This is a genomic window from Methylibium sp. (assembly GCF_035762065.1).
Lineage (GTDB): Bacteria > Pseudomonadota > Gammaproteobacteria > Burkholderiales > Burkholderiaceae_C > Methylibium.
In genome coordinates this window covers 63509-86117 of the sequence record NZ_DASTPW010000048.1, presented here as the reverse complement: position 1 = coordinate 86117, position 22609 = coordinate 63509, and the positions used below count along the sequence as shown (strand labels likewise).

Sequence of the window (22609 nt, the reverse complement as noted above, 5' to 3'; positions counted from 1 at the left end):
TGCCGCCGGGCCGCGAGCAGTGACGGTCCGCGGGTTCTACGAGCAGAGCCTCGCCGAGCGCGGCTACCACAGCGACGCGGCGCAGCTTCGCGCGCTCGACGCGCTCGAACGCTGCGAGCGCGAGTGGGCCGACTACAAGGCACGCCGCGGCAACGCGGTCACGAAGCTGCTGCGCCGTCCACCCATCCCCCGCGGCGTCTACATGTGGGGCGGCGTCGGGCGCGGGAAGAGCTTCCTGATGGACTGCTTCTTCCACTCGGTGCCGCTGACGCGAAAGACGCGGCTGCACTTCCACGAGTTCATGCGCGAGGTGCACCGCGAACTGCAGGAGCTCAAGGGGCAGGCCGACCCGCTCGACGAACTTGGCGCGCGCATCGCGCGGCGCTTCCGGCTGATCTGCTTCGACGAGTTCCACATCGCCGACGTGACCGACGCGATGATCCTGCACCGCCTGCTGGCCGCGCTGTTCGAGCACCGCGTCAGCTTCGTCACCACCTCGAACTTCCCGCCGGACGGGCTCTACCCGAACGGCCTGCATCGCGACCGGATCCTGCCGGCGATCGAGCTGCTGAACGAGCGGCTCGAGGTCATCAACGTCGATGCCGGCACCGACTACCGGCAGCGCACGCTCGATGCGCTGCAGCTGTACCACGTGCCGCTCGGAGCCGAGGCCGACGCCGCGCTGCTGGCCAACTTCGAGCGGCTGGCCGAGACGCGCGACGAGTCGCCGCTGCTGCACATCGAGCAGCGCGAGCTGCGCGCGAAGCGCCGCGCCGGCGGTGTGGTGTGGTTTGACTTCGAGATGCTGTGCGCAGGCCCACGCTCGCAGAACGATTACCTCGAGCTCGCGGCGCGCTTCCACACGGTGATCGTGTCCGACGTGCCGGCGATGTCGCCCCGGCTCGCCTCGCCCGCGCGGCGCTTCACCTGGCTGGTGGACGTGCTCTACGATCGTCGCGTGAAGCTGGTGATCTCCGCGGCGGTGCCGCCCCAGAAGCTCTACACCGAAGGCCCGCTGGTGCACGAGTTCCCGCGCACGGTGTCGCGGCTGATCGAGATGCAGTCGCCCGAGTACCTCGCGCAGGCCCGGCGCGAGGTGGACGTGGCGCTGACGTGATGCGGCATCGGCTTGCAGCGGTCGTCTCGCTCGCCGCGCTGCTGGCCGGCGGGCGTGCGGCGGCCGCCGACGCCGAGCGGGGCGAGATCGCCGCAGCGCGCCAACGCGCCCAGGCGGAGTACGCGGCGCGCGAACGCGAGTGCCGCCAGCAATTCGCCGTGACGTCCTGCGTCGAAGCCGCGCAGGCGACGCGGCGCGAAGCGCTCACCGCCTTGCAGACGCGCGAAGCCGAGCTCGACGACCGTGAGCGCCGCCAGCGCGCCGCCGCTCGGCAGGCGCGCATCGACGCGAAACAGCAGCGGGCGAGCGGCACGCCGCCGTCCTTGTCGCTGGTGCCGGCGCAGGAACCGGCCGAGCGCCGCCAAGGCGTGGCCCGGCGAGCGCCCTTGCTGCCTGCCGCCAGCGCGCCGCCTGCCGCGAAGCCGCCGCGTCCCAAGCCCGACGAAGCCGCCGAAGCCGCACGCTACGACGCGCGCTTGCGCGAGGCTGGGCGCAAGAAGGACGAAGCGCTGCGTCGTGAGGCCGAACGCCGGCGCTCGGGCAAGAGCGCCGCGCCGCTGCCGCCGGTCACGGGCGCGCCGGCGCCGCGCTGATCCTGTGTGCACCCGTCCGCGGCGACCGCGAACGGTTGGCTCAAGCCAGGTCTTCCACCCGGATGATCGCGAGCGACAGGTTGTCGCCGCCGCCGCGGGCGCGCTGGCGCGCCTTCGCGACCAGCATCTCGCTCGCATCGCGCGGCGGCAGGGCCTGCACGATTGCCGCGAGCTCGCGCGGGGTGAAGTAGTGCCACAGGCCGTCGCTGCAGACGAGCAGCGTGTCCCCGACCTCCAGATGCTCGATGTTCGCCAGCGTGATCGGTGGATCCTGCTGCGTGCCGAGGCAGCCGGTCAGCAGGTTCGACTGCGGATGCGCGTTGGCTTCTTCCTCGGTGATCTGGCCCTCGTCGACGAGGCGCTGCACGAAGGAATGGTCCTTGGTGCGCGAGAGCATCTCGGCGCCGCGGAAGTGGTAGATGCGGGAATCGCCCGCATGGATGATCGAGCAGGCTCGCGAAGGGCTGACCAGCAGAGCGGCGATCGTGCTGTGGGGCTCTTCCTCCGCGGTGATCGCGGTCAGCTTGATCATCAGATGCGATTCGACGACGAGCTGCTTCAGCGTCTCGGCCGGGTCGTCGCGGCTTGGCGTGTAGCGCTCGAACAGTTGCTGCGCCGTCAATTGCACCTGGTCGGCGGCTTTGCGCCCGCCGCTCTTGCCGCCCATGCCGTCGGCGACCACCGCGAGCAGGCAGCCGGGGACGCGCGCATGCGGGAGCACCGAAACCTGATCCTGCTGGTAGGCGCGATCGCCGCGATGCAGGCCGGTGGCGGCGGCGAGCCGGTAGCCGGCAGGGGCGGTGGTGGGCATGCCGAAAACTATACTGGTCGCCTTGCGCACCACGTGAGCAGGAATCGTCGGCGAACTGCATTCGATGGCACGACCGAGCGCCGGAGGACGATGGACGACAACCTGCATTCGCCGCAACGCCGCCTGATCGAGCTGCGCATCGAGCACGGCGACCTCGACGATCTGATCGACCGCGCGATGCTCGCGCCGGCGAATCTCGACGAACTGAGCCTGCGCCGCTTGAAGAAGCGCCGCCTCGGGCTGCGCGACCAGATCGCCCGGCTCGAGCTGCAGCTGAGCCCTCCCGAGCCGGCATGAGCGGCGCCCCGGCGCGCTCTGCGCTGCAGGCCGCCGTCGATGAAGCCTTCGCTTTCGGCGGGCCGCTGCACGCGGCCGACCCCGGCTACCGGCCGCGCGAGGCGCAGACGCGGATGGCCGAGGCGGTGGTCGGTGCCATCGAGCGTGCAGACGTGCTGGCCGTCGAGGCGGGCACAGGCGTCGGCAAGACCTTCGCCTACCTCGTGCCGGCGCTGCTCTCGGGCCGGCGCACGCTGGTCAGCACCGCCACCAAGAGCCTGCAGGATCAGCTCTTCCTGCGCGACCTGCCGCGGCTGCGTGCAAGCCTGGCGCTGCCGCTGACCGCCGCGCTGTTGAAGGGCCGCGCGAGTTACTTGTGCCTGCATCGGCTGAAGCATGCGCGATCGTCGGCGCTCGCCGGCGACCGCTTCGCGCTGCGCACGATCGCCCGCATCGAGACCTGGGCGCCGGGCACGGCCACCGGCGACCTCGCCGAGCTCGACGGCCTCGACGAACGCTCGTCGGCGATCCCGCTGGTGACCTCGACGCGCGAGAACTGCCTCGGCAGCGACTGCCCCGAGTACCGCGCCTGCCACGTGCTGAAGGCGCGGCGCGAGGCGATGGCGGCCGACCTCGTCGTCGTCAACCACCACCTGTTCTTTGCCGACCTTCGGCTGCGCGAGACCGGCATCGCTGAGCTGCTGCCAAGCGTCGAGCTGGTCATCTTCGACGAGGCGCACCAGCTCACCGACGCGGGCATCGGCTTCCTCGGCGAGACGCTCGCGAGCGCGCAGGTCGCCGATCTCGCGCGCGATGTGCTGCACCTCGGCCTGACGCAAGCACGCGGGCTGCAGCCCTGGGCCGAGCGGGTATCGGCCTGCGAGACCGCGCTGCGCGAGCTGCGGCTCGCGGCCGGCGAGGCGAGCGCCGCAGGCCAGCGCTCGCGCTGGGCCGATCTCGCCGGCCGGCCGGAGTTCAGCGGCGCGCTGCAGCGCTTGGGCACGGCTTGCGAGGCGCTCGCGCAGGCACTCGACCAGGTCGCCGGCGCCTCACCGGATCTCGACAAGCTTGGCGAGCGCAGCCGCACGCTCGCCAAGCGCGCCGCGCACTTTGGCGCCGCGGGCGCGAGCGATCGGGTGCGCTGGATCGATCGCTCGAGCTACGGGTTGCGGCTCGTCGAGTCGCCGCTCGACGTGCGCGATGCGATGCGCGAGCAGATCGCGAGCGGCTCGCGCGCCTGGGTCTTCACCTCGGCGACGCTCGGCAGCGAAGCGAAGCTGCGCTGGTTCACCGCGCAGGCCGGGCTCGACGAAGCGACCACGGTGCAGATCGGCAGCCCCTTCGACTACGCGAGCCATGCGCGGCTGCATGTGCCGGCGCGCTTCCCGAAGCCCAACGAGCCGGCGCATGCCGACGCGGTCGCCGAGCTGGCGGCCGCGTGCGCGCGCGCCGCGGGCGGGCGCAGCTTCGTGCTCACCACCAGCCTGCGCGCGATGACGCGCATCGGCGAGCGGCTGCAAGACGCGCTGGCCGACGAGGCCCCGCCGATCGAGGTGCTGCTGCAGGGCAGCGCGCCGAAACGGCAGCTCTTGCAGCGCTTCGTCGATCGACCGCGCGCGGTGCTGGTCGGCTCACAGAGCTTCTGGGAAGGCATCGACGTCGCCGGCGACGCGCTGCAATGCGTGCTGATCGACAAGCTGCCGTTTCCGGCGCCGAACGATCCGCTGGTCGAGGCGCGCGTGAGGCGCATCGAGGAAGACGGTGGCGACCCCTTCGGCGAACACTACGTCGCCGAGGCCGCCATCTCGATCAAGCAGGGCGCCGGCCGCCTGATCCGCAGCGAGACCGACCGCGGCCTGCTGGTGATCGCCGACCCGCGACTGCGTTCGATGGGCTACGGCCGCCGCATTCTTGCCGCGCTACCGCCGATGCCGCGACTGGACGATCGTGACGACGCGCTGGCCTGGCTGCGCGAGATCGCGTCGAGCTGAACCCGCGGCGGCCGGCGCGGCTTACCAGACCTGCCACCAGGCCTTGGTCGGCTCGGCGAAGCCTTCGCGAACGTAGCGCGACTGCGGGAAGTTGCTGGTCAGCACGCGCTGCGCGTCGTCACGCAACTGGGTCAGGCCGAGCCTGTCGTAGCTCAGGCCCATGATGTACAGCGCTTCCTCGGTGGCCGGCGCGCGCTGGAACTCCTGCACCGCCTGCTGCGCGCGGTTGGCCGCGGCGACGTAGGCGCCGCGCCGGTAGTAGTAGCGCGCGACGTGCACCTCGTACTGCGCCAGCGTGTTGACGATGTAGTTCATCCGAAGGCCGGCGTCGGGCGCGTACTTCGAATCGGGGAACAGCGTCGTGATCTGCCGGAAGCTCTGGTAGGCGTCGCGCGCGGCCTGCTGGTCCCGTTCGGAAAGGTCCTGCCGGGTGATGCTGCCGAGCAAGCCCAAGTTCTCGTTGAAGTTGACCAGGCCCTGGAGGTAGTAGGCGTAGTCGAGCGCCGGGCTGCTCGGGTGCAGCTTGATGAAGCGATCGAGCGTCGACAGCGCCTGCGCCTTCTCGCCGGTCTTGTAGTACGCATAGGCGAGGTCGAGCTGCGCCTGCTGCGCCTGCTGCGTGCCGGCGAGGCGGGCCTCGACGCGCTCGTAAAGCTTCACCGCGCGATCCCAGTTGCCGGTGCTGGCTTCGTCGCGCGCCTCCTCATAGATCTTCTCGGTCGCCTTGCCGGCGGTTTCGTCCTTCGGCGACGAGCTGCAGCCGGCGAGCCCGGCAACAATCGCGAAAGCGCTTGCGGCCGCCAGCGTGGCGACGGACTTACGGCCGCGGAAAACACCGCGCTGCGTGATCTGGCATGGCATCGAAAAAGTATACGAGCGAGGCTTCGGCGCCCAAGTACGGCGAGGAGGAGGACGACGTCGTCGCTGCCCCTTCCGCGAGCGAGCGGAAGGCATTGAATGTCGGGATCGACGGCCACGGCCAGCGACTCGATCGCTGGCTCGCCGCGCACATCCCCGCGTTCTCGCGCAGCCATCTGCAGACCTTGATCGAGGCCGGCCGGGTCGGCATCGACGGCGTCGAACAGCGCAGCGCGTCGCGGCGGCTGAAGGCCGGCGAGGCCGTCGGGATCGAGTTGGTGCTGCCCGAGCGTCTGGCCGATGTCCGGCCCGAGCCGATGGCGCTGGCGATCGTGTTCGAGGACGAGCACCTGCTGGTGCTCGACAAGCCGGCCGGCCTGGTCGTCCACCCCGCGCCCGGCCACTGGAGCGGCACGCTGATGCACGGGCTGCTCGCGCACCACGCCGACGCCGTGGCCTTGCCGCGCGCCGGCATCGTGCACCGGCTCGACAAGGACACGAGCGGCCTGATGGTCATCGGCAAGACACTGGCCGCGGTGACCGCGCTGGCCCGTGCGATCGCCGCGCGCGAGGTGGCGCGCCACTACCTCGCGCTGGTGCACGGCCGGCCGCGGCCCGAGGCCTTCAGCGTCGATGCACCGATCGGCCGCGATCCCGTCTCGCGGGTCAAGATGGCCGTCGCCGCGAACGGGCGCGAGGCGCGCACCGACGTGCAGGTGCTGGGCGAAGTCGACGGCATCGCGGCCCTCGAATGCCGACTGCACACCGGGCGGACGCATCAGATCCGCGTGCATCTTGCGCACCGTGGCCATCCGCTGGTGGCCGACCGGCTCTACGGCGGCCGGTCGGCGCTCGGGCTCGAGCGGCAGGCGCTGCACGCACGGCGGCTCGCCTTCGCGCATCCCGTCGAAGCCCGCGCGCTGGCCTTCGAGGCGTCGCTCCCGGGCGATCTCCGCGCGGCCTGCTCGTCCATCGCAGGTCTTGACGCGTAAGCCTCCGCTAGAATCCTTCGTACGCCGCAGCTTCCGGTCGGAAGCGCGGCCCCCTGGAAAGCGCGCATGGATCGCGCAGGCGCTGCCGGACAAGAAGGCCACGCCTTCCGCCGCGCACGGTGCCACCGAGCAGCGCTGCTTGTCCCCTGGCCCTGTGGTCTCCGTTGCTGGCCTCCGATGCCGGCCCGCTGAAATCGAGTCGATGAACACACAGGATGCGAAGCGCGTCCTCGAGACGGCGCTCATCTGCGCGGCCCAGCCGCTGTCGGTGCGCGAGCTGCGCACGCTCTTCAACGACGAACTGGCCGCCGACAGCGTGCGCATGCTGCTCGACGAGCTCTCGAAAGACTGGCAAGGCCGCGGCGTCGAACTGGCCGCAGTCGCGACCGGCTGGCGGTTCCAGAGCCGCCCCGAGATGCGCGAGCACCTCGATCGCCTGCACCCCGAGAAGCCGCCGCGCTACAGCCGCGCGACGCTGGAGACGCTGGCGATCGTCGCCTACCGGCAGCCGGTCACTCGCGGCGACATCGAGGAAATCCGCGGCGTCACCGTCAGCAGCCAGATCCTCAAGCAGCTCGAGGACCGCGGCTGGGTCGAGACCATCGGTCACCGAGAAACGCCGGGCCGGCCGATGCTGTACGCGACGACGCGGCAGTTCCTCGACGACCTCGGCCTCGCGAGCCTCGAACAGCTGCCCCTGCTTGACGGCAGCGGCGCGCAGCACATGTTCGACGTGCTGGCGCCGCAACAGGGCTCGTTGCTCGACGGGCAGACGCCGGCCGAGCCCGTCACCGTGCCGGACGGCCCGGCGGATGTTGCAGCCGACGCCCCAAGCGAAACCGAATCTCCGATGTACCCCGCCGCAGCCGGCATGGAAGCCCCCTGATGAACCCTGAACAAGCCTCGCCCGAGACGACCGCCCCCAGCGATACCCAGGCGCCCGACGCCTCGCCCCGGCCGGCACCGGCGGCCACCGACGAGGCGGGCGACGCTTCGGCCGACGCGATCGAGGCGCGGACGGCGGATATCGAAGGCGATGGCGCGGCTGCCGAGGGCGACGGCGTCGAATCGCGGCGCAGCCGCCCGCGCCGGCGCAGCCGCGGCAAAGGGTTGGCCGGCAGCGAGGGCGACGAGCCGCGCGCCGAAGGCGTGGAGCCGCCGCCTCGGCCGCCGGGCATGGCGCCCGCAGCGGCCGACCCGGCCGCGCTGGCCGAACGCTTCGGCGAAGTGATCTCCGGCGCCTACGACGCCGAGGCGCCCGAACCCGACGATGAAGCGAGCCTGGAGCAATCGGCCAAGCGCGTGCTGCGCCCCGAGCCCGAGGCGCCCAAGCTGCACAAGCTGCTCGCGCAGTCGGGCATCGGCTCGCGCCGCGACATGGAACAGATGATCCAGGACGGCAAGGTCACGGTGAACGACGAGGTGGCGCACGTCGGCATGCGCGTCGTGCAGGGCGATCGCGTCGCGGTCGACGGCAAGCCCGTCAAGCTGCGCTTCCTGCCGGGGATCGCGCGTGTGCTGGCCTACCACAAGCCGGCCGGCGAGGTGTGCAGCTTCAACGATCCGGAAGGGCGGCCCACGGTGTTCCGTCGGCTGCCGCGGATGCCGCACGGCAAGTGGCAGTCGGTCGGCCGGCTCGACATCAACACCGAAGGCCTGCTGCTGTTCACCAACGTCGGCGAGCTCGCGAATCAGCTGATGCATCCGCGCTTCGGCGTCGAGCGCGAATACGCCGCGCGGGTGCTCGGTAGCCTCGACGACGCGCAGCGCCAGCGGCTGCTCGAGGGCGTCGAGATCGACGGACAAGCGGCCGCATTCAAGAGCATCGAGGACGGCGGCGGCGAGGGCGCCAACCGCTGGTATCGCGTCGTCATCACCGAAGGTCGCAACCGCGAGGTGCGCAAGCTCTTCGAAGCGGTCGGCCTCGCGGTGAGCCGGCTGATCCGCATCCGCTACGGCGCGGTGGTGCTGCCCCGCGGCCTGAAGCGCGGCGTGTGGGTCGAGCTCGACGAAAGCGACGTGCGCGCGATCCGGCTCGCCGTCGGCCGCGGCCAGCCGCAGCCGGGCCAGCGGCCGCAGGCCGAGCAGGGCCCGCGCAACGACCGCGGCCCGGGCGCGAACAAGCGCGGGCGCGGCGGCAAGAACCTCGGCGCCCGCGGGTCGAACGGCGCCAACTTCCCGCCCGAGCGCGGCCCGCGTCCCGGCCCGCAGGGCGCCGACGCGCCGCGCGAGCCCGAGGGCGACACCGGTTTCCAGGAGGACTTCGGCCGCATCCCGAATCCGCTCGAGCAGACCTTCGACCGCCGCTTCGCCAAGGGTCCCCGCCGCGGGCCGAACCAGGGCTTCGGCGGCACCACGCGCGAGCCGGACTTCGAAGGTCCGCCGGGCACGATCCCGAATCCGCTCGAGCAGACCTTCGACCGCCGCTTCGTCAAGGGCTCGCAGCGCATCAACGCCGGCTTCGGCCGTCCGACCGAGGAGCCCGGCCCCGGCGGCGCGAAGAAGGGCGGTCCGAAGCAGCCCGATCCGATGCAGACGGCGGTCGGCTACATCGGCGCCGACGCCTTCTTCAACCGCGGCGGCGGCAAGCGCGGCGGTGGCGGCGGTGGCGGTGGGGGCGGTGGGGGCCGCCCGGGCGGCGGGCGCGGGCGCCGCTGAGTCGCTGCCGGGACCTCGCGCCGCAAGGCCACGCCTACAATCCCGTGCTGTTTTTGACCGCCTTTTTCCTGATCCCCGGAGCACACGCATGGCCCTCGAACGGACCCTTTCCATCATCAAGCCCGACGCTGTCGCGAAGAACGTCATCGGCCAGATCTACGCGCGCTTCGAAAGCGCCGGCCTGAAGGTCGTCGCGGCGCGGATGCTGCATCTCTCGCGCGGCGAGGCGGAGCAGTTCTACGGCGTGCACAAGGGCCGGCCATTCTTCGAGGATCTGGTCAAGTTCATGATCTCCGGGCCGGTGATGGTGCAGGCGCTCGAAGGCGAAAACGCGATCGCCCGCCATCGCGAGCTGATGGGTGCGACCGATCCGAAGAAGGCGGCGCCGGGCACGATCCGCGCCGACTTCGCCGACAGCATCGACGCGAACGCGGTGCACGGCTCCGACGCCGCAGAGACCGCCGCGGTGGAGATCGCGTTCTTCTTTCCGCAGATGAATCTGCACAGCCGCTGAGACGCGGGGCGCCGCAAGGCACGATGGACCGCACCCCGCTGCTCGACTTCGATCTCGAGGGCCTCGCCGCGTGGTGCGAGTCGCTCGGCGAGAAGCGTTTCCGCGCGGTGCAGCTGTTCCGCTGGCTTCACCAGCGCGGCGAGAGCGATTTCGAACGGATGTCGGACCTGGCGAAGTCGCTGCGCGCCAAGCTCGTCGACCACGCCGAGGTCCGCTCGCTGCCGGTGGTCTCCGAGCAGCGCGCGAGCGACGGCACGATCAAGTGGCTGTTCGACGTCGGCGCCGGCGATGCGGTCGAGACCGTCTTCATTCCTGAAGACGACCGCGGCACGCTGTGCATCTCGTCGCAGGCCGGCTGCGCGGTCGGCTGCCGCTTCTGCTCGACCGGCCACCAGGGCTTCAGCCGCAACCTCGGCACCGGCGAGATCGTCGCGCAGCTTCGCTTCGCAGAGCACCGGCTGCGCGCCGAGGGCGCGCGCGCCGATGCGTCGGGCCGCGTCGTCAGCAACGTCGTGATGATGGGCATGGGCGAGCCGCTGCAGAACATCCATGCGCTGCTGCCGGCGCTGCGCGTGATGCTCGACGACCACGGCTACGGCCTTTCGCGCCGGCGGCTCACCGTGTCGACCTCCGGTGTCGTGCCGATGATCGACCGGCTGCGCGACGAGGTGCCGGTCGCGCTCGCGGTCTCGCTGCACGCCGCCAACGACGCGCTGCGCAGCGAACTCGTGCCGCTGAACCGCAAGCATCCGCTGGCCGACTTGATGGCGGCCTGCAAGCGCTACCTCGAACGCGCGCCGCGCGACTTCGTCACCTTCGAGTACTGCATGCTCGACGGCGTCAACGACGGCGAGCGCGAGGCCGACGAGCTGCTCGCGCTGGTCGGTGCGCGCGGCCCGGCCGGTGAAGTGCCTTGCAAGATCAACCTGATCCCGTTCAATCCCTTCCCTGCGTCAGGCCTCGAGCGCTCGCCGAATGCGCGTGTGCAGGCCTTCGCCGAGCGCCTGATCGCCGGCGGCCTGGTGACGACGGTGCGCAAGACGCGCGGCGACGACATCGACGCCGCGTGCGGCCAGCTCGCCGGCGAGGTGCAGGACCGCACGCGCGTCGCGACGCGGCTGCGGCCGATCGCGCTGCCGCTGCGCCATCGATCTTCCGGCGAGGCGCTGCCCCGATGACACCGACCGAAGCGATCCGCTCCACCTTTGCCGCGCTTGCCGGCGTGGCCGCCCTGCTGTTGGCGGCCTGCGGCAGCACGCCGCCGCGCAACGACTACACGCCGCCGCAGCGCACGGCCGCGCCGCCGTCGGCGGCGCAGGCCGAGACGGCCGATTCCGACCGGCGCGCCGGCCTGCGGCTCGACCTCGCCGCCGCCTACTACGCCGACGGCCGCTACGACGTCGCGCTCAACGAGGTCAAGCGCGCGCTCGATGCCAACCCTGACCTGCCGCAGGCGCTGAACCTGCGCGGGCTGATCCTTGCCGCGCTCGGCGACGAGGCGCTCGCGACGCAGAGCTTCAAGCGCGCGCTCGAACTCGCGCCGAACGACGCCGACACCATGCACAACTTCGGTTGGTACCTGTGCCAGCGCGGGCGCTACGGCGAGGCGGAGGCGATGTTCCAGCGCGCCGTTGCAGCGCCGCAGTACCGCAACGCGAACCGGACGATGCTCGCGCAGGGTGTCTGCGAAGCGCGCGCCGGCCAGCTCGACAAGGCCGAGGCGACGCTCAAGCGCGCCTACGAACTCGATGCCGGCAACCCGGCGACCGCGATGAACCTGGCCGACGTGCTCTACCGCAAGGGCGACTACGAGCGGGCGCGCTTCTACGTGCGCCGGGTGAACGGCAACGCCGAGCTGCGCAATCCTGAATCGCTGTGGCTGGCCGCGCGGGTCGAGCGCCGGCTCGGCAACCCGCAGGGCATGCGCGATTTCGGCAACCAGCTGCGCGCGAGCTATCCGCAATCGCGCGAGGCGCTCGCCTTCGAGCGTGGGGCCTTCGATGAGTGACGAGGCCGGAGCGCCCGAGGTCGCCGCCGCGACCGGCGGCGATCTGCTGCGCGCGGCGCGCGAGGAACGCAAGCTGCGGCTCGACGACCTGGCCGCGTCGCTGAAGGTGCCGAGGCTCAAGCTGGAGCTGCTCGAGGCCAACCGCTACGACGAGCTGCCCAGCCCGACCTTCACCCGCGCACTAGCGTTCAGCGTCTGCCGGGCGCTGAAGATGGACGCGGAGCCGGTTCTTGCAAGGCTGCCGCGACCGAAGGCCGACGAGCTGGCGCAGTTTTCGCTCGGACTCAATGCGCCGTTCAAGGCGCGCGTCGGCGGGCTCGACGGGCTCGACTTGCGCCGACTGGTCAACCTGCCATTGATCGCCGGCTTGGTGCTGGCGCTCGGCGCGGCCACCGTCTACTGGCTGCCGATGGGCTTCTGGTCGAAGCGCGCGCCGCAGCCTTCGGCGACGCAGGCCGCCGCGCCGACGACCGGCGTCACGCCGCCGGGCGAGGAGCCGGCGGCGGCCGGCGTGGTCACGACCACGGTCACCGCCGTGTTGCCCGAACCGGCGGCCTCGGTGCCGGTGGTCGTCGATACGGTGTTTTCCGCGCCGGCAGCGCCCGCCGATGCGGCACCGGTGGTCGGCGGCGTGTTGATGCTGCGTGCCGCCGCCGAGTCCTGGGTCGAGGTGCGCGATGCGGCGGGGCGGGTGCTGCTGTCGCGCAGCCTCGCGGCCGGCGAGGCGGCCGGCCTGGACGGCGCCTTGCCGCTGCGCGTGGTGGTCGGCAATGCCGAGGCGACGCAGGTCACCTTCAAGGGCCAGCCGGTCGCGCTGGGCGCATCGCGCGACAACGTGGCGAGATTGGAATTGAAGTGAACGCGCCCGACACCCGCATGCATCTCGACACCCAGCCGATCGCCGCCGCCAAGCCGGCGGCGCGCCGCTCTAGGCAGGCGCGCGTGGCCTGGGGCTCGAACGTCGTCACGATCGGCGGCGACGCGCCGGTGCGCGTGCAGTCCATGACCAACACCGACACGGTCGACGTCATCGGGACCGCGATCCAGTGCAAGGAACTGGCGCTGGCCGGCAGCGAGCTGGTGCGCATCACGGTGAACACGCCGGAGGCCGCCGCGGCCGTGCCGCACATCCGCGATCAGCTCGACCGCATGGGCATCGCGGTGCCGCTGATCGGCGACTTCCACTACAACGGCCACCGGCTGCTCACCGAGCACCCGGCCTGCGCCGAGGCGCTGAGCAAGTACCGCATCAACCCCGGCAACGTCGGCAAGGGCGACAAGCGAGATCGCCAGTTCTCGATGATGGTCGAGACGGCGATCAAGTACGCGAAGCCGGTACGCATCGGCGTCAACTGGGGCAGCCTCGACCAGGAATTGCTCGCGGCGTTGATGGACGAGAACGCGCAGCGTGCCGAGCCCTGGGATGCGCAGCAGGTGATGTACCAGGCGCTGATCGCCTCGGCGTTGCAGTCGGCCCGGTACGCGCAGGAGCTGGGCATGGATCCGGCGCAGATCCTCATCAGCTGCAAGGTCAGCGGCGTGCAGGATCTGGTGAGCGTCTACCGGGCACTCGCCGCGCGCTGCGACCACCCGCTGCACCTCGGCCTGACCGAAGCCGGCATGGGCACCAAGGGTACGGTCGCATCGACCGCGGCCTTGTCGCTGCTGCTTCAGGAAGGCATCGGCGACACCATCCGCGTGAGCCTGACGCCGCAGCCGGGCGAGGCGCGCACGCAGGAGGTCGTCGTCGCGATGGAGATCCTGCAGTCGCTCGGGTTGCGCGCGTTCAATCCGAGCGTCACCGCCTGCCCCGGCTGCGGCCGAACCACCAGCACCACGTTCCAGGAACTCGCCAAGCAGATCGACGACTTCCTGCGCGCGCAGATGCCGGTGTGGAAGGCGAAGTACCCGGGCGTCGAGTCCATGAAGCTGGCGGTGATGGGCTGCATCGTCAACGGTCCCGGGGAGAGCAAGCACGCCGACATCGGCATCAGCCTGCCCGGCACCGGCGAGGCGCCGGCCGCGCCGGTGTTCATCGACGGCGAGAAGGCCCTGACGTTGCGTGGTGAGGGCATCGCGCGCGAGTTCCAGACGATCGTCGAGAACTACATCGAGAAGCGCTACGGCGGCGTGCACGCCTGAATCCCAGCGGGCGGCGCGGAGACTGCGCCGCGTGCGCAACCTCTTCGGACCATGAGCCAAGCTCCCGATCGATCGCCGCTCCAGGCCGTCAAGGGCATGAACGACATCCTGCCGCCCGATTCGGCGCGCTGGGAGTGGTTCGAGGACTGCGCGCGCCGCGTGATGCAGCGCTACCGCTATGCCGCGATCCGCACGCCGATCGTCGAGCCCACCGCGCTGTTCGTGCGCGGCATCGGCGAGGTCACCGACATCGTCGAGAAGGAGATGTATTCCTTCGAGGACAGCATGAACGGCGACCGGCTCACGCTGCGCCCAGAGGGCACCGCCGGCGTGGTGCGCGCCGCGGTCGAGCATTCGCTGCTGTACGACGGCGGCAAGCGCCTGTACTACCTCGGCGCGATGTTCCGCCACGAGCGTCCGCAGAAGGGTCGCTACCGCCAGTTCCATCAGGTCGGCGTCGAGGCGCTCGGCTTCGCCGGACCGGACGTCGATGCCGAGGTGATCCTCATGTGCCGCATGCTGTGGCGCGAACTGGGCCTGGTCGAAGGCCGCGACCTCTGGCTCGAACTCAACAGCCTTGGCCAGCCGGCCGAGCGGCAGCTGCATCGCGCCGCGCTGATCGAGCACTTCGAGCGCCACGCCGACCTGCTAGACGCCGACGCGAAGCGCCGGCTGCACAGCAACCCGCTGCGCATCCTCGACAGCAAGAACGCGGCGATGCAGCCGGTGATCGAGGCGGCGCCGAAGCTCGCGGACTGCCTCGGCGCCGAGTCGCTCGCGCACTTCGACGCAGTGCGCTCGATGCTCGACGCCGCGGGGCTGCCCTACCGCGTCAATCCGCGGCTGGTGCGTGGCCTCGACTACTACAACCACACGGTCTTCGAGTGGGTCAGCGACAGATTCGGCGCGCCGCTCACGGTGGGCGGCGGCGGGCGCTACGACGGGCTCGTCGAACAGCTCGGCGGCAAGCCGGCGCCCGGTGTCGGCTGGGGGCTGGGCGTCGAGCGGCTGCTGCTGCTGCTGGAAGTAGCGGGCGTCGTCGTGCCGCCGCCCGTGCCCGACGCCTACGCGGTGCTGCCCGATGCCGCCGCGCTGCCGCAGGCGCTGCCGGTGCTCGAGGCGCTGCGCGCGCTCGGTGTCTCGGTGCAGATGCATGCCGCCGGCAGGGACGGGCAGGGCAGCATGAAGTCGCAGTTCAAGAAGGCCGATGCGAGCGGCGCGCGCTATGCGCTGGTGTTCGGCGCCGACGAGCTCGCGCAGGGCATGGTCGCGGTCAAGCCGCTGCGCACCGAGGGCCAGCCGGTGCCGCAGGAACTCCGCCCCATCGTGGAGGCCGGGGTCTGGGGCGGCGAACTGCTGCGTTCATAATCCCGCGCCCTCCGGGGACCCCTTGTTGCATCACGACGATTTCCCCGCATGGCCACGCATCTCGATCTGGAAGAGCAGGAACAGCTCGACGCCCTCAAGCACTTCTGGAAGCGCTACGGCGGCCTGATCACCTGGGCGCTGATTGCGGTGCTCGGCATCTTCGCCGCCTACAACGGCTGGCAGTGGTATGAGCGCGATCGCTCGGCCAAGGCGGCGCTGCTGTTCGACGAGATCGATCGCGCCGCGCAGGCCGGCGACCTCGACCGCGCGAGCCGCGGCTTCGGCGACATGAAGGAGCGCTACGCCTCCACCACCTTCGCCTCGCAGGCCGCGCTGCTGCTCGCGAAGCTGCAGTTCGACAAGGGCCAGCCCGATGCGGCGCGCACGAGCCTCGAATGGGTCGCTCGGCAGGGCGGCGAGCAGGCCTATCCGATCGTCGCGAAGCTGCGTCTGGCCGGCGTGCTGCTCGACCAGAAGAAGTACGACGAGGCCCTGAAGGCGCTGCCGGCCGACGCGCCGCCGGCCTTCGCCGCGCTGGCCGAGGATCGCCGCGGCGACATCCTCGCGGCCCAGGGCAAGAAGGACGAAGCGATCGCCGCCTACCGCAAGGCCTGGACGCAGATCGACCCGGCGCTTGACTACCGGCGGCTGGTCGATGCGAAGCTCACCGCGCTCGGCGCCGCGCCGTCGGCGCCGGCCGCTTCGGCGCCTGCTGCGGGGGCCAGCCGATGAAGCGGCTGCTTTGCGCTGCGGCCGCGGCGCTCGCGCTCGTCGCCTGCTCGAGCAACGAGAAGCCCAAGCCCACGCCGCTGGTCGCCTACACCGCCGGGATCGCCGCGACGCAGGCCTGGCGCGCCAGCGTCGGCGAAGGCGGCCCGGCGCTGCGCGTTGCGGCGACGCCGCAAGCGCTGGTGTTCGCGAGCAGCAGCGGCCGCATCGAGGCACTCGCTCCCGACAGCGGCAAGGAACTGTGGCGCGGCGAGACCGACGGCAAGCTCGCGGCCGGCGTCGGCAGCGACGGCCGCTGGGCCGCGGTGGTGACCACCGCCAACGAACTGGTCGTGCTCGAGCGCGGCAAGCCGGCCTGGCGCACGCGGCTGTCGACGCGCGTCGTCACTGCGCCGCTGGTCGCCGGCGAGCGCGTCTTCGTGCTCGGCATCGACCGCAGCCTGCAGGCCTTCGATGCGCAGGACGGCCGCAAGCTCTGGGGCCAGCAGCGCGCCGGCGATCCGCTGACGCTGTTGCAGCCTGGGGTGCTGCTGCCGTGGAACGACACGCTGATCGCAGGCCAAGGCCCGCGGCTGGCCGGCTTCGATCCGCTGCGCGGCAGCTTGCGGTGGGAGACGACGGTCGCGTCGCCCCGCGGCACCAACGAGGTCGAGCGGCTGGCCGATCTGGTCGGGCCGGCCGCGCGCGTGGGCACGACAGTCTGCGCGCGCGGCTTCCAGGCGGCGGTCGGCTGCGTCGACGCGGGCAACGGCAGCCTTGCCTGGTCGCGCACCGTCGGCGGCACGCGCGGCGTCGCTGCCGACGAGGACATGGTTTTCGCGGCCGACGCGACCGACCGCATCAGCGCCTGGAAGCGCTCGACCGGCGACGTGGTCTGGGCGTCGGACGCCTTGCTCTATCGCGAACTGAGCAGCCCGCTGGTCGCCGCGAAGGTGGTGGTGTTCGGCGACCTGGAAGGCCAAGTCCACTTCCTCGACCGCGAGAACGGCACCACGCTGCTGCGCCTGCCGACCGACGGCAGCGCGGTGACCGCGCCGCCGGTGCGCGTGGGCAACACCATCGTCGTCGTGACCCGGCGCGGCGGGGTGTTCGCGTTCCGGCTTTCCTGACCGCTGCCGCGCGGGTGCCGCGATGAAACCCGTGCTCGCGCTGGTCGGCCGGCCGAACGTCGGCAAGTCAACGCTGTTCAACCGGCTGACGAAGAGCCGTGACGCGATCGTCGCCGATTACGCCGGCCTGACCCGCGACCGCCACTACGGCGAAGGCAAGCAGGGCAAGCTCGAGTTCATCGTCATCGACACCGGCGGCTTCGAGCCGACCGCGGAGACCGGCATCTTCAAGGAGATGGCCAAGCAGGCCCGGCAAGCGGTGGCCGAGGCCGACGTGGTCGTCTTCGTCGTCGACGTGCGCGCCGGGCTTTCGGCCCAGGACCACGACATCGCCCGCTACCTGCGCACTGCCGGCAAGAAGCTGGTGCTGGCGGCGAACAAGGCCGAGGGCATGCTCGAAGGCATCCAGCTGGCCGAGTTCTTCGAGCTCGGGCTGGGCACGCCGCTGGCGGTTTCGGCCGCCCACGGCCAGGGCGTACGCAGCTTGATCGAAGTGGCCTTCGAGCACCTGCCGCCGCAAGACGACACCGAGGAGGACGACGCTGAAGCCGACCGGCCAATCCGCCTCGCGGTGGCCGGCCGGCCCAACGTCGGCAAGTCCACGCTGATCAACACCTGGCTCGGCGAGGAACGGCTGGTGGCGTTCGACCTCCCCGGCACAACTCGCGACACGATCCGCGTGCCGTTCGAGCGGGCTGGCCAGAAGTTCGAGCTGATCGACACCGCCGGCCTGCGCCGCAAGGGCAAGGTGTTCGAGGCGATCGAGAAGTTTTCGGTGGTCAAGACGCTGCAGGCGATCAGCGACGCGAACGTCGTGCTGCTGCTGCTGGACGCGACGCAAGGGGTCAGCGACCAGGACGCGCACATCGCCGGCTACATCCTTGACGCCGGCCGCGCGGTAGTGGTGGCGATCAACAAGTGGGACGCGATCGACAGCTACCAGCGCGGCCTGGTGCAGCGTTCGATCGAACAGCGCCTGCCCTTCCTGCGCTTCGCGCCGGTGCTGCCGATCTCCGCGATCAAGCGGCAGGGTCTGGGCCCGGTATGGAAGTCGGTCGCCGAGGCCTGGGCTTCGGCGATGCGCAAGCTTCCGACGCCGCAGCTCACGCGCGTGCTGCACGAGGCGGTCGAATTCCAGCAGCCGCCGCGCGCCGGCGCCTTCCGTCCCAAGCTGCGCTACGCGCACCAGGGGGGGCAGAACCCGCCGGTGATCGTGATCCACGGCAGCTCGCTCGACCACGTGAGCGATGCCTACAAACGCTTTCTGGAAGGGCGGTTCCGCAGCCACTTCCAGTTGGCCGGCACGCCGATGCGCATCGAGATGAAGACCGGACGGAACCCGTTCGCGCGCACCGACTCGTAGAGGCTCGGCGCCTCCCGGCACCGCTTCTCGGAAGGTGGCCTGTGATACCTTCCCCTTCCAACGAACCACAAGACGGATGCCATCGTGAGCAACAAAGGGCAGCTTCTACAAGACCCCTTCCTCAACCTGCTGCGCAAGGAACACGTGCCGGTCTCGATCTATCTGGTCAACGGCATCAAGCTGCAGGGCCACATCGAGTCCTTCGATCAGTACGTGGTGCTGTTGCGCAACACGGTGACCCAGATGGTCTACAAGCACGCGATTTCCACCGTCGTGCCAGGTCGCGCGGTCAACTTCCAGGCGGGCGACGCCGGCGAGGCGAGCAACTGAACGGCGGCATGCGGCGCTCGCGGCCGACGAGGCCGGCGCATCTTTGGCGCGAGGCGCGGCGTGAACATGCAGTCTGAAGCCGCGAGCGCATCGGCCAGCGCCGCCCGGGTCGTGCTGGTCGGCGTGGATGTCGGCGGCCACGCCGGCTTCGACGACACCCTCGACGAACTCGCCTTGCTCGCCGAGTCGGCAGGCGACGCGCCGGTGGCGCGCGTCGTCGCTCGGCGCAAGGCGATCGACGCGGCGCTTTTCGTCGGCAGCGGCAAGGCCGACGAGCTGAAGGCGCTGGTCGCGGCATCCGAAGCCGGCGCGGTCATCTTCGATCAGGCTCTCTCGCCCACCCAGCAGCGCAACCTCGAGCGGCACCTCGGCGTCGAGGTGCTCGACCGTGTCGGGTTGATCCTCGAGATCTTCGCGGCACGCGCGCGCAGCCACGAAGGCAAGCTGCAGGTCGAACTGGCGCAGCTCCAGTACCTGAGCAACCGGTTGGTGCGGCGCTGGACCCACCTCGAACGCCAGCGCGGCGGTGTCGGCCATCGCGGCGGCCCGGGCGAACGACAGATCGAACTCGACCGCCGGATGATCGGCGAGCGCATCAAGGCACTGAAGTCGCGGCTCGACAAGGTCAAGCGCCAGCGCGGTACGCAGCGGCGCTCGCGCGAGCGGGCCGGCACCTTCAACGTCTCGCTGGTCGGCTACACAAACGCCGGCAAGTCGACGCTGTTCAACGCCTTGGTCAAGGCGCGCAGCTACGCTGCGGATCAGCTGTTCGCGACGCTGGATACGACGACGCGGCAGCTCTTCCTTGCCGATGCCGGCCGGTCGGTGAGCCTGTCCGACACTGTCGGCTTCATCCGCGACCTGCCGCACAGCCTCGTTGAAGCCTTCGAGGCGACCTTGCGCGAAGCGGCGCAGGCCGACCTGCTTCTGCACGTGGTGGACGCGGCAAGCCCGAACCTTGCCGAGCAGATGGCCGAGGTCGACCGCGTGCTCGACGACATCGGCGCGGCCGCGATCCCGCGCGTGCTGGTCTACAACAAGCTCGACCGGCTCGAAGCCGCTTCCGAGCCGCGCCGGTTGATCGACGCGATCGAAGTCGACGGCGGCCGGCGCAGCACACGCGTCTTCGTCAGCGCGGTGCGCGGCGACGGCCTGCCCGAGTTGCGCTTGGTGCTCGCCGCGGCGGTCGCCGGCACCTCCGGCGCACCGCCCGAAGCGCCGGCGCATGAAGCCGCGCCAGAATCCGATCCGCTCGCCGACACGCCCACTCCTCCGCTCGCTCGCATCGCATGAACCCATCGACCCTGGCCGGCGACCGCCTGCCGAACTCCATCGCCGGCGCGCTCGCGGCCTTGTTTGCCGGCCTTGCGCGGCGGCTCGCCTGGCGGGCGCGCCCCTCGGTGCTGATGGCCGGCGGCCGCAACGACGGGCCACCTGATCTCGACGAGCTCTGGCGCGACTTCAACCGCAAGCTCAGCGGCCTGTTCGGCGGGCGCGGCGGTGCGCGGCCCGAGCCCTCGGGCGGCGGTGGCGGCTCGACGCCACCGGACATGCGCGGCGCCGGGATCGGCGCGCTGCTGATCGCCGGCGTCGCCGTGCTGATCTGGCTCGGCACCGGCTTCTTCATCGTGCAGGAAGGCCAGCAGGGCGTGGTGATGTCCTTCGGCCGCTACAGCCACACGGTCGAGGCGGGCTTCCAGTGGCGCGGGCCGTATCCATTCCAGTCGCACGAGGTCGTCAGCTTCACCCAGTTGCGCTCGAAGGAGATCGGTCGCAGCGGCACGGTGCAGGCCACCGGCCTGCGCGACTCGTCGATGCTCACGCAAGACGAGAACATCGTGGACATCCGCTTCACCGTTCAGTACCGGCTGAAGGACGCGCGGGATTTCCTGTTCGAGAACCAAAACGCCGAGGATGCGGTCGTGCTCGCGGCCGAATCGGCGGTGCGCGAGATCGTCGGCCGCAGCAACATGGACTCGGTGCTCTACGAGCAACGTGACGCGATCGCAAGCGACCTGGTCAAGTCGATCCAGGCGCAACTCGACCGGCTCAAGACCGGCATCCTCGTCACCAACGTCAACGTGCAGAGCGTCGCGCCGCCGGAGCAGGTGCAGGCCGCGTTCGACGATGCGGTCAAGGCTGTGGCCGACCGCACGCGCTTCAAGAACGAGGGCGAGGCCTACGCCAACGACGTCATCCCGAAGGCGCAGGGCACCGCTTCGCGGCTGCGCGAGGAGGCCGAGGGCTACCGCGGCCGCGTGATTGCCCAGGCGGAGGGCGACGGCTCGCGCTTCAAGCAGGTGCTGGCCGAATACCAGAAGGCGCCGGCCGTCACGCGTGACCGGCTCTACACCGACACGATGCGCGAGGTCTACGGCAACGTGAGCAAGGTATTGGTCGAATCGCGCACCGGCTCGAACCTGCTCTACCTGCCGCTCGACAAGCTGATGCAGGCGGCCGGGCAGGCGCAAGGCTCGCCGTCCGCTTCGATGGCGCCGGCCGCCGCGCCGGAGACGAACGCACCGACGCCGGCGATCGACCCCCGATCGCGCGAGAACCAGCGCACCCGCGAGCGCGAAAGCCGCTGACCCGATCGACCGCAGGAAGAGCAACGTATGAATCGCATCGGTATCGTCGTCGCGGGTGTGCTGCTCGCGTTGATGGCGGCCTCCACGACCGTCTTCGTCGTCGATCAACGCCAGTTCGCCGTGGTCTACGCGCTCGGCGAGATCAAGGAAGTCATCCAGCAGCCCGGCCTGAAGTTCAAGCTGCCGCCGCCGTTCCAGAACATCGTCTGGCTCGACCGTCGCATCCAGAGCCTCGACAGTCCCGAGACCCGCCCGGTCTTCACCGCCGAGAAGACCAGCCTCGTGATCGACTGGCTGGTGAAGTGGCGCATCACCGATCCGCGCCAGTTCATCCGCAACAACGGCACGAACACGCGCAACGCCGAAGCGCGGCTGGCGCCGATCGTGCAGGCGGCGCTCAACGAGGAAGTGACCAAGCTCACGGTTCGGCAGGTGCTTTCGACCGAGCGCGACACGGTGATGCAGGGCGTGATCCGCCGGCTCGACGACGACGCGAAGGCTTTCGGCATCACGGTGGTGGACGTGCGGGTCAAGCGGGTCGACTTCGCGGCGAACATCACCGAGTCGGTCTATCGGCGCATGGAGTCCGAGCGCAAGCGGGTGGCCAACGAGACGCGCTCCACCGGCCAGGCCGAGGGCGAAAAGATCCGGGCCGACGCCGACAAGCAGCGCGAGGTGATCGTCGCCGAGGCGTACCGCGACGCGCAGAAGATCAAGGGCGAGGGCGACGCGAAAGCCTCGGCGCTTTTCGCCGAAGCTTTCGGGCGCGATCCGCAGTTCGCCCAGTTCTACCGCAGCCTCGAGGCCTACCGCGCGAGCTTTCGCAACAAGAGCGACCTGATGGTCGTCGATCCGAGCGGCGAGTTCTTCCGCGCCTTACGCGGCGAGACGCCAACGCCTGCCCGCCCGCGCTAGGCGCCAAGGCTGCGCGATGGGCGACATGCTGCTGGGCGCGGTCGCGCTGATGCTTGTCTTCGAGGGGCTGCTGCCTTTCCTCAGCCCGACGCGCTGGCGCAAGGTGTTCGAGCAGGCGACCCGGCTAAGCGACGGCCAGCTCCGCTTTCTCGGCCTCACGAGCATGGTGCTGGGCCTGTTGCTGCTGCTCGTCTTCGGTGCATGAAGACCCGGGCCGGCGGGGACCGGCCCGTACACTACGCGGCTT

At 70.7% G+C, this 22609-nt stretch carries 23 protein-coding genes; 21 read left to right on the top strand and 2 right to left on the bottom strand.

Annotated elements, in window-relative coordinates; all coding sequences use genetic code 11:
* Nucleotides 1-19 precede the first annotated feature (19 nt).
* Complete coding sequence (zapE, locus tag VFR90_RS14075) at nucleotides 20-1117, top strand: cell division protein ZapE (RefSeq protein WP_326406772.1); 1098 nt, start codon at nucleotides 20-22, stop codon at nucleotides 1115-1117.
* Nucleotides 1117-1710 carry a hypothetical protein gene (locus VFR90_RS14070; protein ID WP_326406771.1) on the top strand — a complete coding sequence of 198 codons (594 nt, stop codon included), beginning with the start codon at nucleotides 1117-1119 and terminating at the stop codon, nucleotides 1708-1710. Before zapE ends, VFR90_RS14070 begins: the two co-directional genes overlap by 1 nt.
* A gap of 40 nt (nucleotides 1711-1750) precedes the next feature.
* Here VFR90_RS14070 and VFR90_RS14065 read toward each other — a convergent pair whose 3' ends face one another.
* Complete coding sequence (locus VFR90_RS14065) at nucleotides 1751-2521, bottom strand: PP2C family protein-serine/threonine phosphatase (RefSeq protein WP_326406770.1); 771 nt, start codon at nucleotides 2519-2521, stop codon at nucleotides 1751-1753.
* 90 nt (nucleotides 2522-2611) lie between these two features.
* Here VFR90_RS14065 and VFR90_RS14060 point away from each other — a divergent pair, with 90 nt between their 5' ends.
* Together VFR90_RS14060 and yoaA are read left to right on the top strand one after the other, a co-directional pair.
* Nucleotides 2612-2818, top strand: a complete 207-nt coding sequence (locus tag VFR90_RS14060; protein WP_326406769.1) for an HP1242/YdcH family protein — start codon at nucleotides 2612-2614, stop codon at nucleotides 2816-2818.
* Nucleotides 2815-4788, top strand: coding sequence for a DNA repair helicase YoaA (yoaA, locus tag VFR90_RS14055; protein ID WP_326406768.1), 1974 nt, complete (start codon nucleotides 2815-2817; stop codon nucleotides 4786-4788). The genes VFR90_RS14060 and yoaA overlap by 4 nt, the downstream gene beginning before the upstream one ends.
* A gap of 21 nt (nucleotides 4789-4809) precedes the next feature.
* Here the strand turns inward: yoaA and bamD are convergent, their stop codons facing one another.
* Entirely contained in the window at nucleotides 4810-5649 is an 840-nt protein-coding gene (bamD, locus tag VFR90_RS14050) for an outer membrane protein assembly factor BamD (RefSeq protein ID WP_326406767.1), read from the bottom strand.
* On the opposite strand from bamD, the gene VFR90_RS14045 reads away from it, so the two are divergent.
* The 17 genes from VFR90_RS14045 to VFR90_RS13965 all read left to right on the top strand — a co-directional run bounded on the left by VFR90_RS14045 (nucleotide 5643) and on the right by VFR90_RS13965 (nucleotide 22567).
* A complete protein-coding gene (locus tag VFR90_RS14045; RefSeq protein ID WP_326406766.1) occupies nucleotides 5643-6638 on the top strand; it encodes an RluA family pseudouridine synthase in 996 nt (331 codons plus the stop codon). The two genes, bamD and VFR90_RS14045, sit on opposite strands and share 7 nt — an antisense overlap.
* A gap of 202 nt (nucleotides 6639-6840) precedes the next feature.
* Nucleotides 6841-7524: an SMC-Scp complex subunit ScpB gene (gene scpB / locus VFR90_RS14040; protein WP_326406765.1), complete on the top strand. Its 684-nt coding sequence runs from the start codon at nucleotides 6841-6843 to the stop codon at nucleotides 7522-7524.
* Nucleotides 7524-9296, top strand: a complete 1773-nt coding sequence (rluB, locus tag VFR90_RS14035) for a 23S rRNA pseudouridine(2605) synthase RluB (RefSeq protein WP_326406764.1) — start codon at nucleotides 7524-7526, stop codon at nucleotides 9294-9296. Before scpB ends, rluB begins: the two co-directional genes overlap by 1 nt.
* Before the next feature lie 88 nt (nucleotides 9297-9384).
* Nucleotides 9385-9810: a nucleoside-diphosphate kinase gene (gene ndk / locus VFR90_RS14030; RefSeq protein ID WP_326406763.1), complete on the top strand. Its 426-nt coding sequence runs from the start codon at nucleotides 9385-9387 to the stop codon at nucleotides 9808-9810.
* 23 nt (nucleotides 9811-9833) lie between these two features.
* On the top strand, nucleotides 9834-10988 hold the full coding sequence (gene rlmN / locus VFR90_RS14025; RefSeq protein ID WP_326406762.1) for a dual-specificity RNA methyltransferase RlmN: 1155 nt from the start codon (nucleotides 9834-9836) through the stop codon (nucleotides 10986-10988).
* Nucleotides 10985-11818: a type IV pilus biogenesis/stability protein PilW gene (pilW, locus tag VFR90_RS14020; protein WP_326406761.1), complete on the top strand. Its 834-nt coding sequence runs from the start codon at nucleotides 10985-10987 to the stop codon at nucleotides 11816-11818. The genes rlmN and pilW overlap by 4 nt, the downstream gene beginning before the upstream one ends.
* Nucleotides 11811-12677, top strand: coding sequence for a helix-turn-helix domain-containing protein (locus tag VFR90_RS14015; RefSeq protein WP_326406760.1), 867 nt, complete (start codon nucleotides 11811-11813; stop codon nucleotides 12675-12677). The genes pilW and VFR90_RS14015 overlap by 8 nt, the downstream gene beginning before the upstream one ends.
* A 17-nt stretch (nucleotides 12678-12694) precedes the next feature.
* Nucleotides 12695-13960: a flavodoxin-dependent (E)-4-hydroxy-3-methylbut-2-enyl-diphosphate synthase gene (gene ispG / locus VFR90_RS14010; protein WP_326406759.1), complete on the top strand. Its 1266-nt coding sequence runs from the start codon at nucleotides 12695-12697 to the stop codon at nucleotides 13958-13960.
* 51 nt (nucleotides 13961-14011) lie between these two features.
* Complete coding sequence (hisS, locus tag VFR90_RS14005; protein WP_326406758.1) at nucleotides 14012-15328, top strand: histidine--tRNA ligase; 1317 nt, start codon at nucleotides 14012-14014, stop codon at nucleotides 15326-15328.
* 48 nt (nucleotides 15329-15376) lie between these two features.
* Nucleotides 15377-16060 (top strand): YfgM family protein, encoded by a 684-nt coding sequence (locus VFR90_RS14000; protein ID WP_326406757.1) that lies wholly within the window; start codon nucleotides 15377-15379, stop codon nucleotides 16058-16060.
* Nucleotides 16057-17166, top strand: a complete 1110-nt coding sequence (gene bamB, locus VFR90_RS13995; RefSeq protein ID WP_326406756.1) for an outer membrane protein assembly factor BamB — start codon at nucleotides 16057-16059, stop codon at nucleotides 17164-17166. The genes VFR90_RS14000 and bamB overlap by 4 nt, the downstream gene beginning before the upstream one ends.
* Nucleotides 17167-17188: 22 nt before the next feature.
* Entirely contained in the window at nucleotides 17189-18529 is a 1341-nt protein-coding gene (gene der / locus VFR90_RS13990; RefSeq protein ID WP_326406755.1) for a ribosome biogenesis GTPase Der, read from the top strand.
* An 84-nt stretch (nucleotides 18530-18613) separates the two neighbouring features.
* Nucleotides 18614-18859: an RNA chaperone Hfq gene (gene hfq / locus VFR90_RS13985; protein WP_326406754.1), complete on the top strand. Its 246-nt coding sequence runs from the start codon at nucleotides 18614-18616 to the stop codon at nucleotides 18857-18859.
* A gap of 66 nt (nucleotides 18860-18925) precedes the next feature.
* Nucleotides 18926-20152: a GTPase HflX gene (gene hflX / locus VFR90_RS13980; RefSeq protein WP_326406862.1), complete on the top strand. Its 1227-nt coding sequence runs from the start codon at nucleotides 18926-18928 to the stop codon at nucleotides 20150-20152.
* Nucleotides 20149-21447: an FtsH protease activity modulator HflK gene (gene hflK / locus VFR90_RS13975; RefSeq protein ID WP_326406753.1), complete on the top strand. Its 1299-nt coding sequence runs from the start codon at nucleotides 20149-20151 to the stop codon at nucleotides 21445-21447. The genes hflX and hflK overlap by 4 nt, the downstream gene beginning before the upstream one ends.
* Before the next feature lie 27 nt (nucleotides 21448-21474).
* Entirely contained in the window at nucleotides 21475-22362 is an 888-nt protein-coding gene (hflC, locus tag VFR90_RS13970) for a protease modulator HflC (protein WP_326406752.1), read from the top strand.
* A 16-nt stretch (nucleotides 22363-22378) separates the two neighbouring features.
* Complete coding sequence (locus VFR90_RS13965) at nucleotides 22379-22567, top strand: DUF2065 domain-containing protein (RefSeq protein WP_326406751.1); 189 nt, start codon at nucleotides 22379-22381, stop codon at nucleotides 22565-22567.
* Nucleotides 22568-22609: the final 42 nt, after the last annotated feature.

Bases quoted from the DNA above. Each gene is read 5' to 3' on its own strand.
- yoaA (WP_326406768.1), top strand. From the start codon at position 2,815: ATGAGCGGCGCCCCGGCGCGCTCTGCGCTGCAGGCCGCCGTCGATGAA.
- VFR90_RS14065 (WP_326406770.1), bottom strand. From the start codon at position 2,521: ATGCCCACCACCGCCCCTGCCGGCTACCGGCTCGCCGCCGCCACCGGC.
- VFR90_RS14060 (WP_326406769.1), top strand. From the start codon at position 2,612: ATGGACGACAACCTGCATTCGCCGCAACGCCGCCTGATCGAGCTGCGC.
- ndk (WP_326406763.1), top strand. From the start codon at position 9,385: ATGGCCCTCGAACGGACCCTTTCCATCATCAAGCCCGACGCTGTCGCG.
- hflX (WP_326406862.1), top strand. From the start codon at position 18,926: ATGCAGTCTGAAGCCGCGAGCGCATCGGCCAGCGCCGCCCGGGTCGTG.
- VFR90_RS14070 (WP_326406771.1), top strand. From the start codon at position 1,117: ATGCGGCATCGGCTTGCAGCGGTCGTCTCGCTCGCCGCGCTGCTGGCC.
- hflC (WP_326406752.1), top strand. From the start codon at position 21,475: ATGAATCGCATCGGTATCGTCGTCGCGGGTGTGCTGCTCGCGTTGATG.
- VFR90_RS14000 (WP_326406757.1), top strand. From the start codon at position 15,377: ATGGCCACGCATCTCGATCTGGAAGAGCAGGAACAGCTCGACGCCCTC.
- der (WP_326406755.1), top strand. From the start codon at position 17,189: ATGAAACCCGTGCTCGCGCTGGTCGGCCGGCCGAACGTCGGCAAGTCA.
- rluB (WP_326406764.1), top strand. From the start codon at position 7,524: ATGAACCCTGAACAAGCCTCGCCCGAGACGACCGCCCCCAGCGATACC.
- hflK (WP_326406753.1), top strand. From the start codon at position 20,149: ATGAACCCATCGACCCTGGCCGGCGACCGCCTGCCGAACTCCATCGCC.
- VFR90_RS14045 (WP_326406766.1), top strand. From the start codon at position 5,643: ATGGCATCGAAAAAGTATACGAGCGAGGCTTCGGCGCCCAAGTACGGC.
- scpB (WP_326406765.1), top strand. From the start codon at position 6,841: ATGAACACACAGGATGCGAAGCGCGTCCTCGAGACGGCGCTCATCTGC.
- VFR90_RS14015 (WP_326406760.1), top strand. From the start codon at position 11,811: ATGAGTGACGAGGCCGGAGCGCCCGAGGTCGCCGCCGCGACCGGCGGC.
- hisS (WP_326406758.1), top strand. From the start codon at position 14,012: ATGAGCCAAGCTCCCGATCGATCGCCGCTCCAGGCCGTCAAGGGCATG.
- pilW (WP_326406761.1), top strand. From the start codon at position 10,985: ATGACACCGACCGAAGCGATCCGCTCCACCTTTGCCGCGCTTGCCGGC.
- rlmN (WP_326406762.1), top strand. From the start codon at position 9,834: ATGGACCGCACCCCGCTGCTCGACTTCGATCTCGAGGGCCTCGCCGCG.
- ispG (WP_326406759.1), top strand. From the start codon at position 12,695: ATGCATCTCGACACCCAGCCGATCGCCGCCGCCAAGCCGGCGGCGCGC.
- VFR90_RS13965 (WP_326406751.1), top strand. From the start codon at position 22,379: ATGGGCGACATGCTGCTGGGCGCGGTCGCGCTGATGCTTGTCTTCGAG.
- bamB (WP_326406756.1), top strand. From the start codon at position 16,057: ATGAAGCGGCTGCTTTGCGCTGCGGCCGCGGCGCTCGCGCTCGTCGCC.
- bamD (WP_326406767.1), bottom strand. From the start codon at position 5,649: ATGCCATGCCAGATCACGCAGCGCGGTGTTTTCCGCGGCCGTAAGTCC.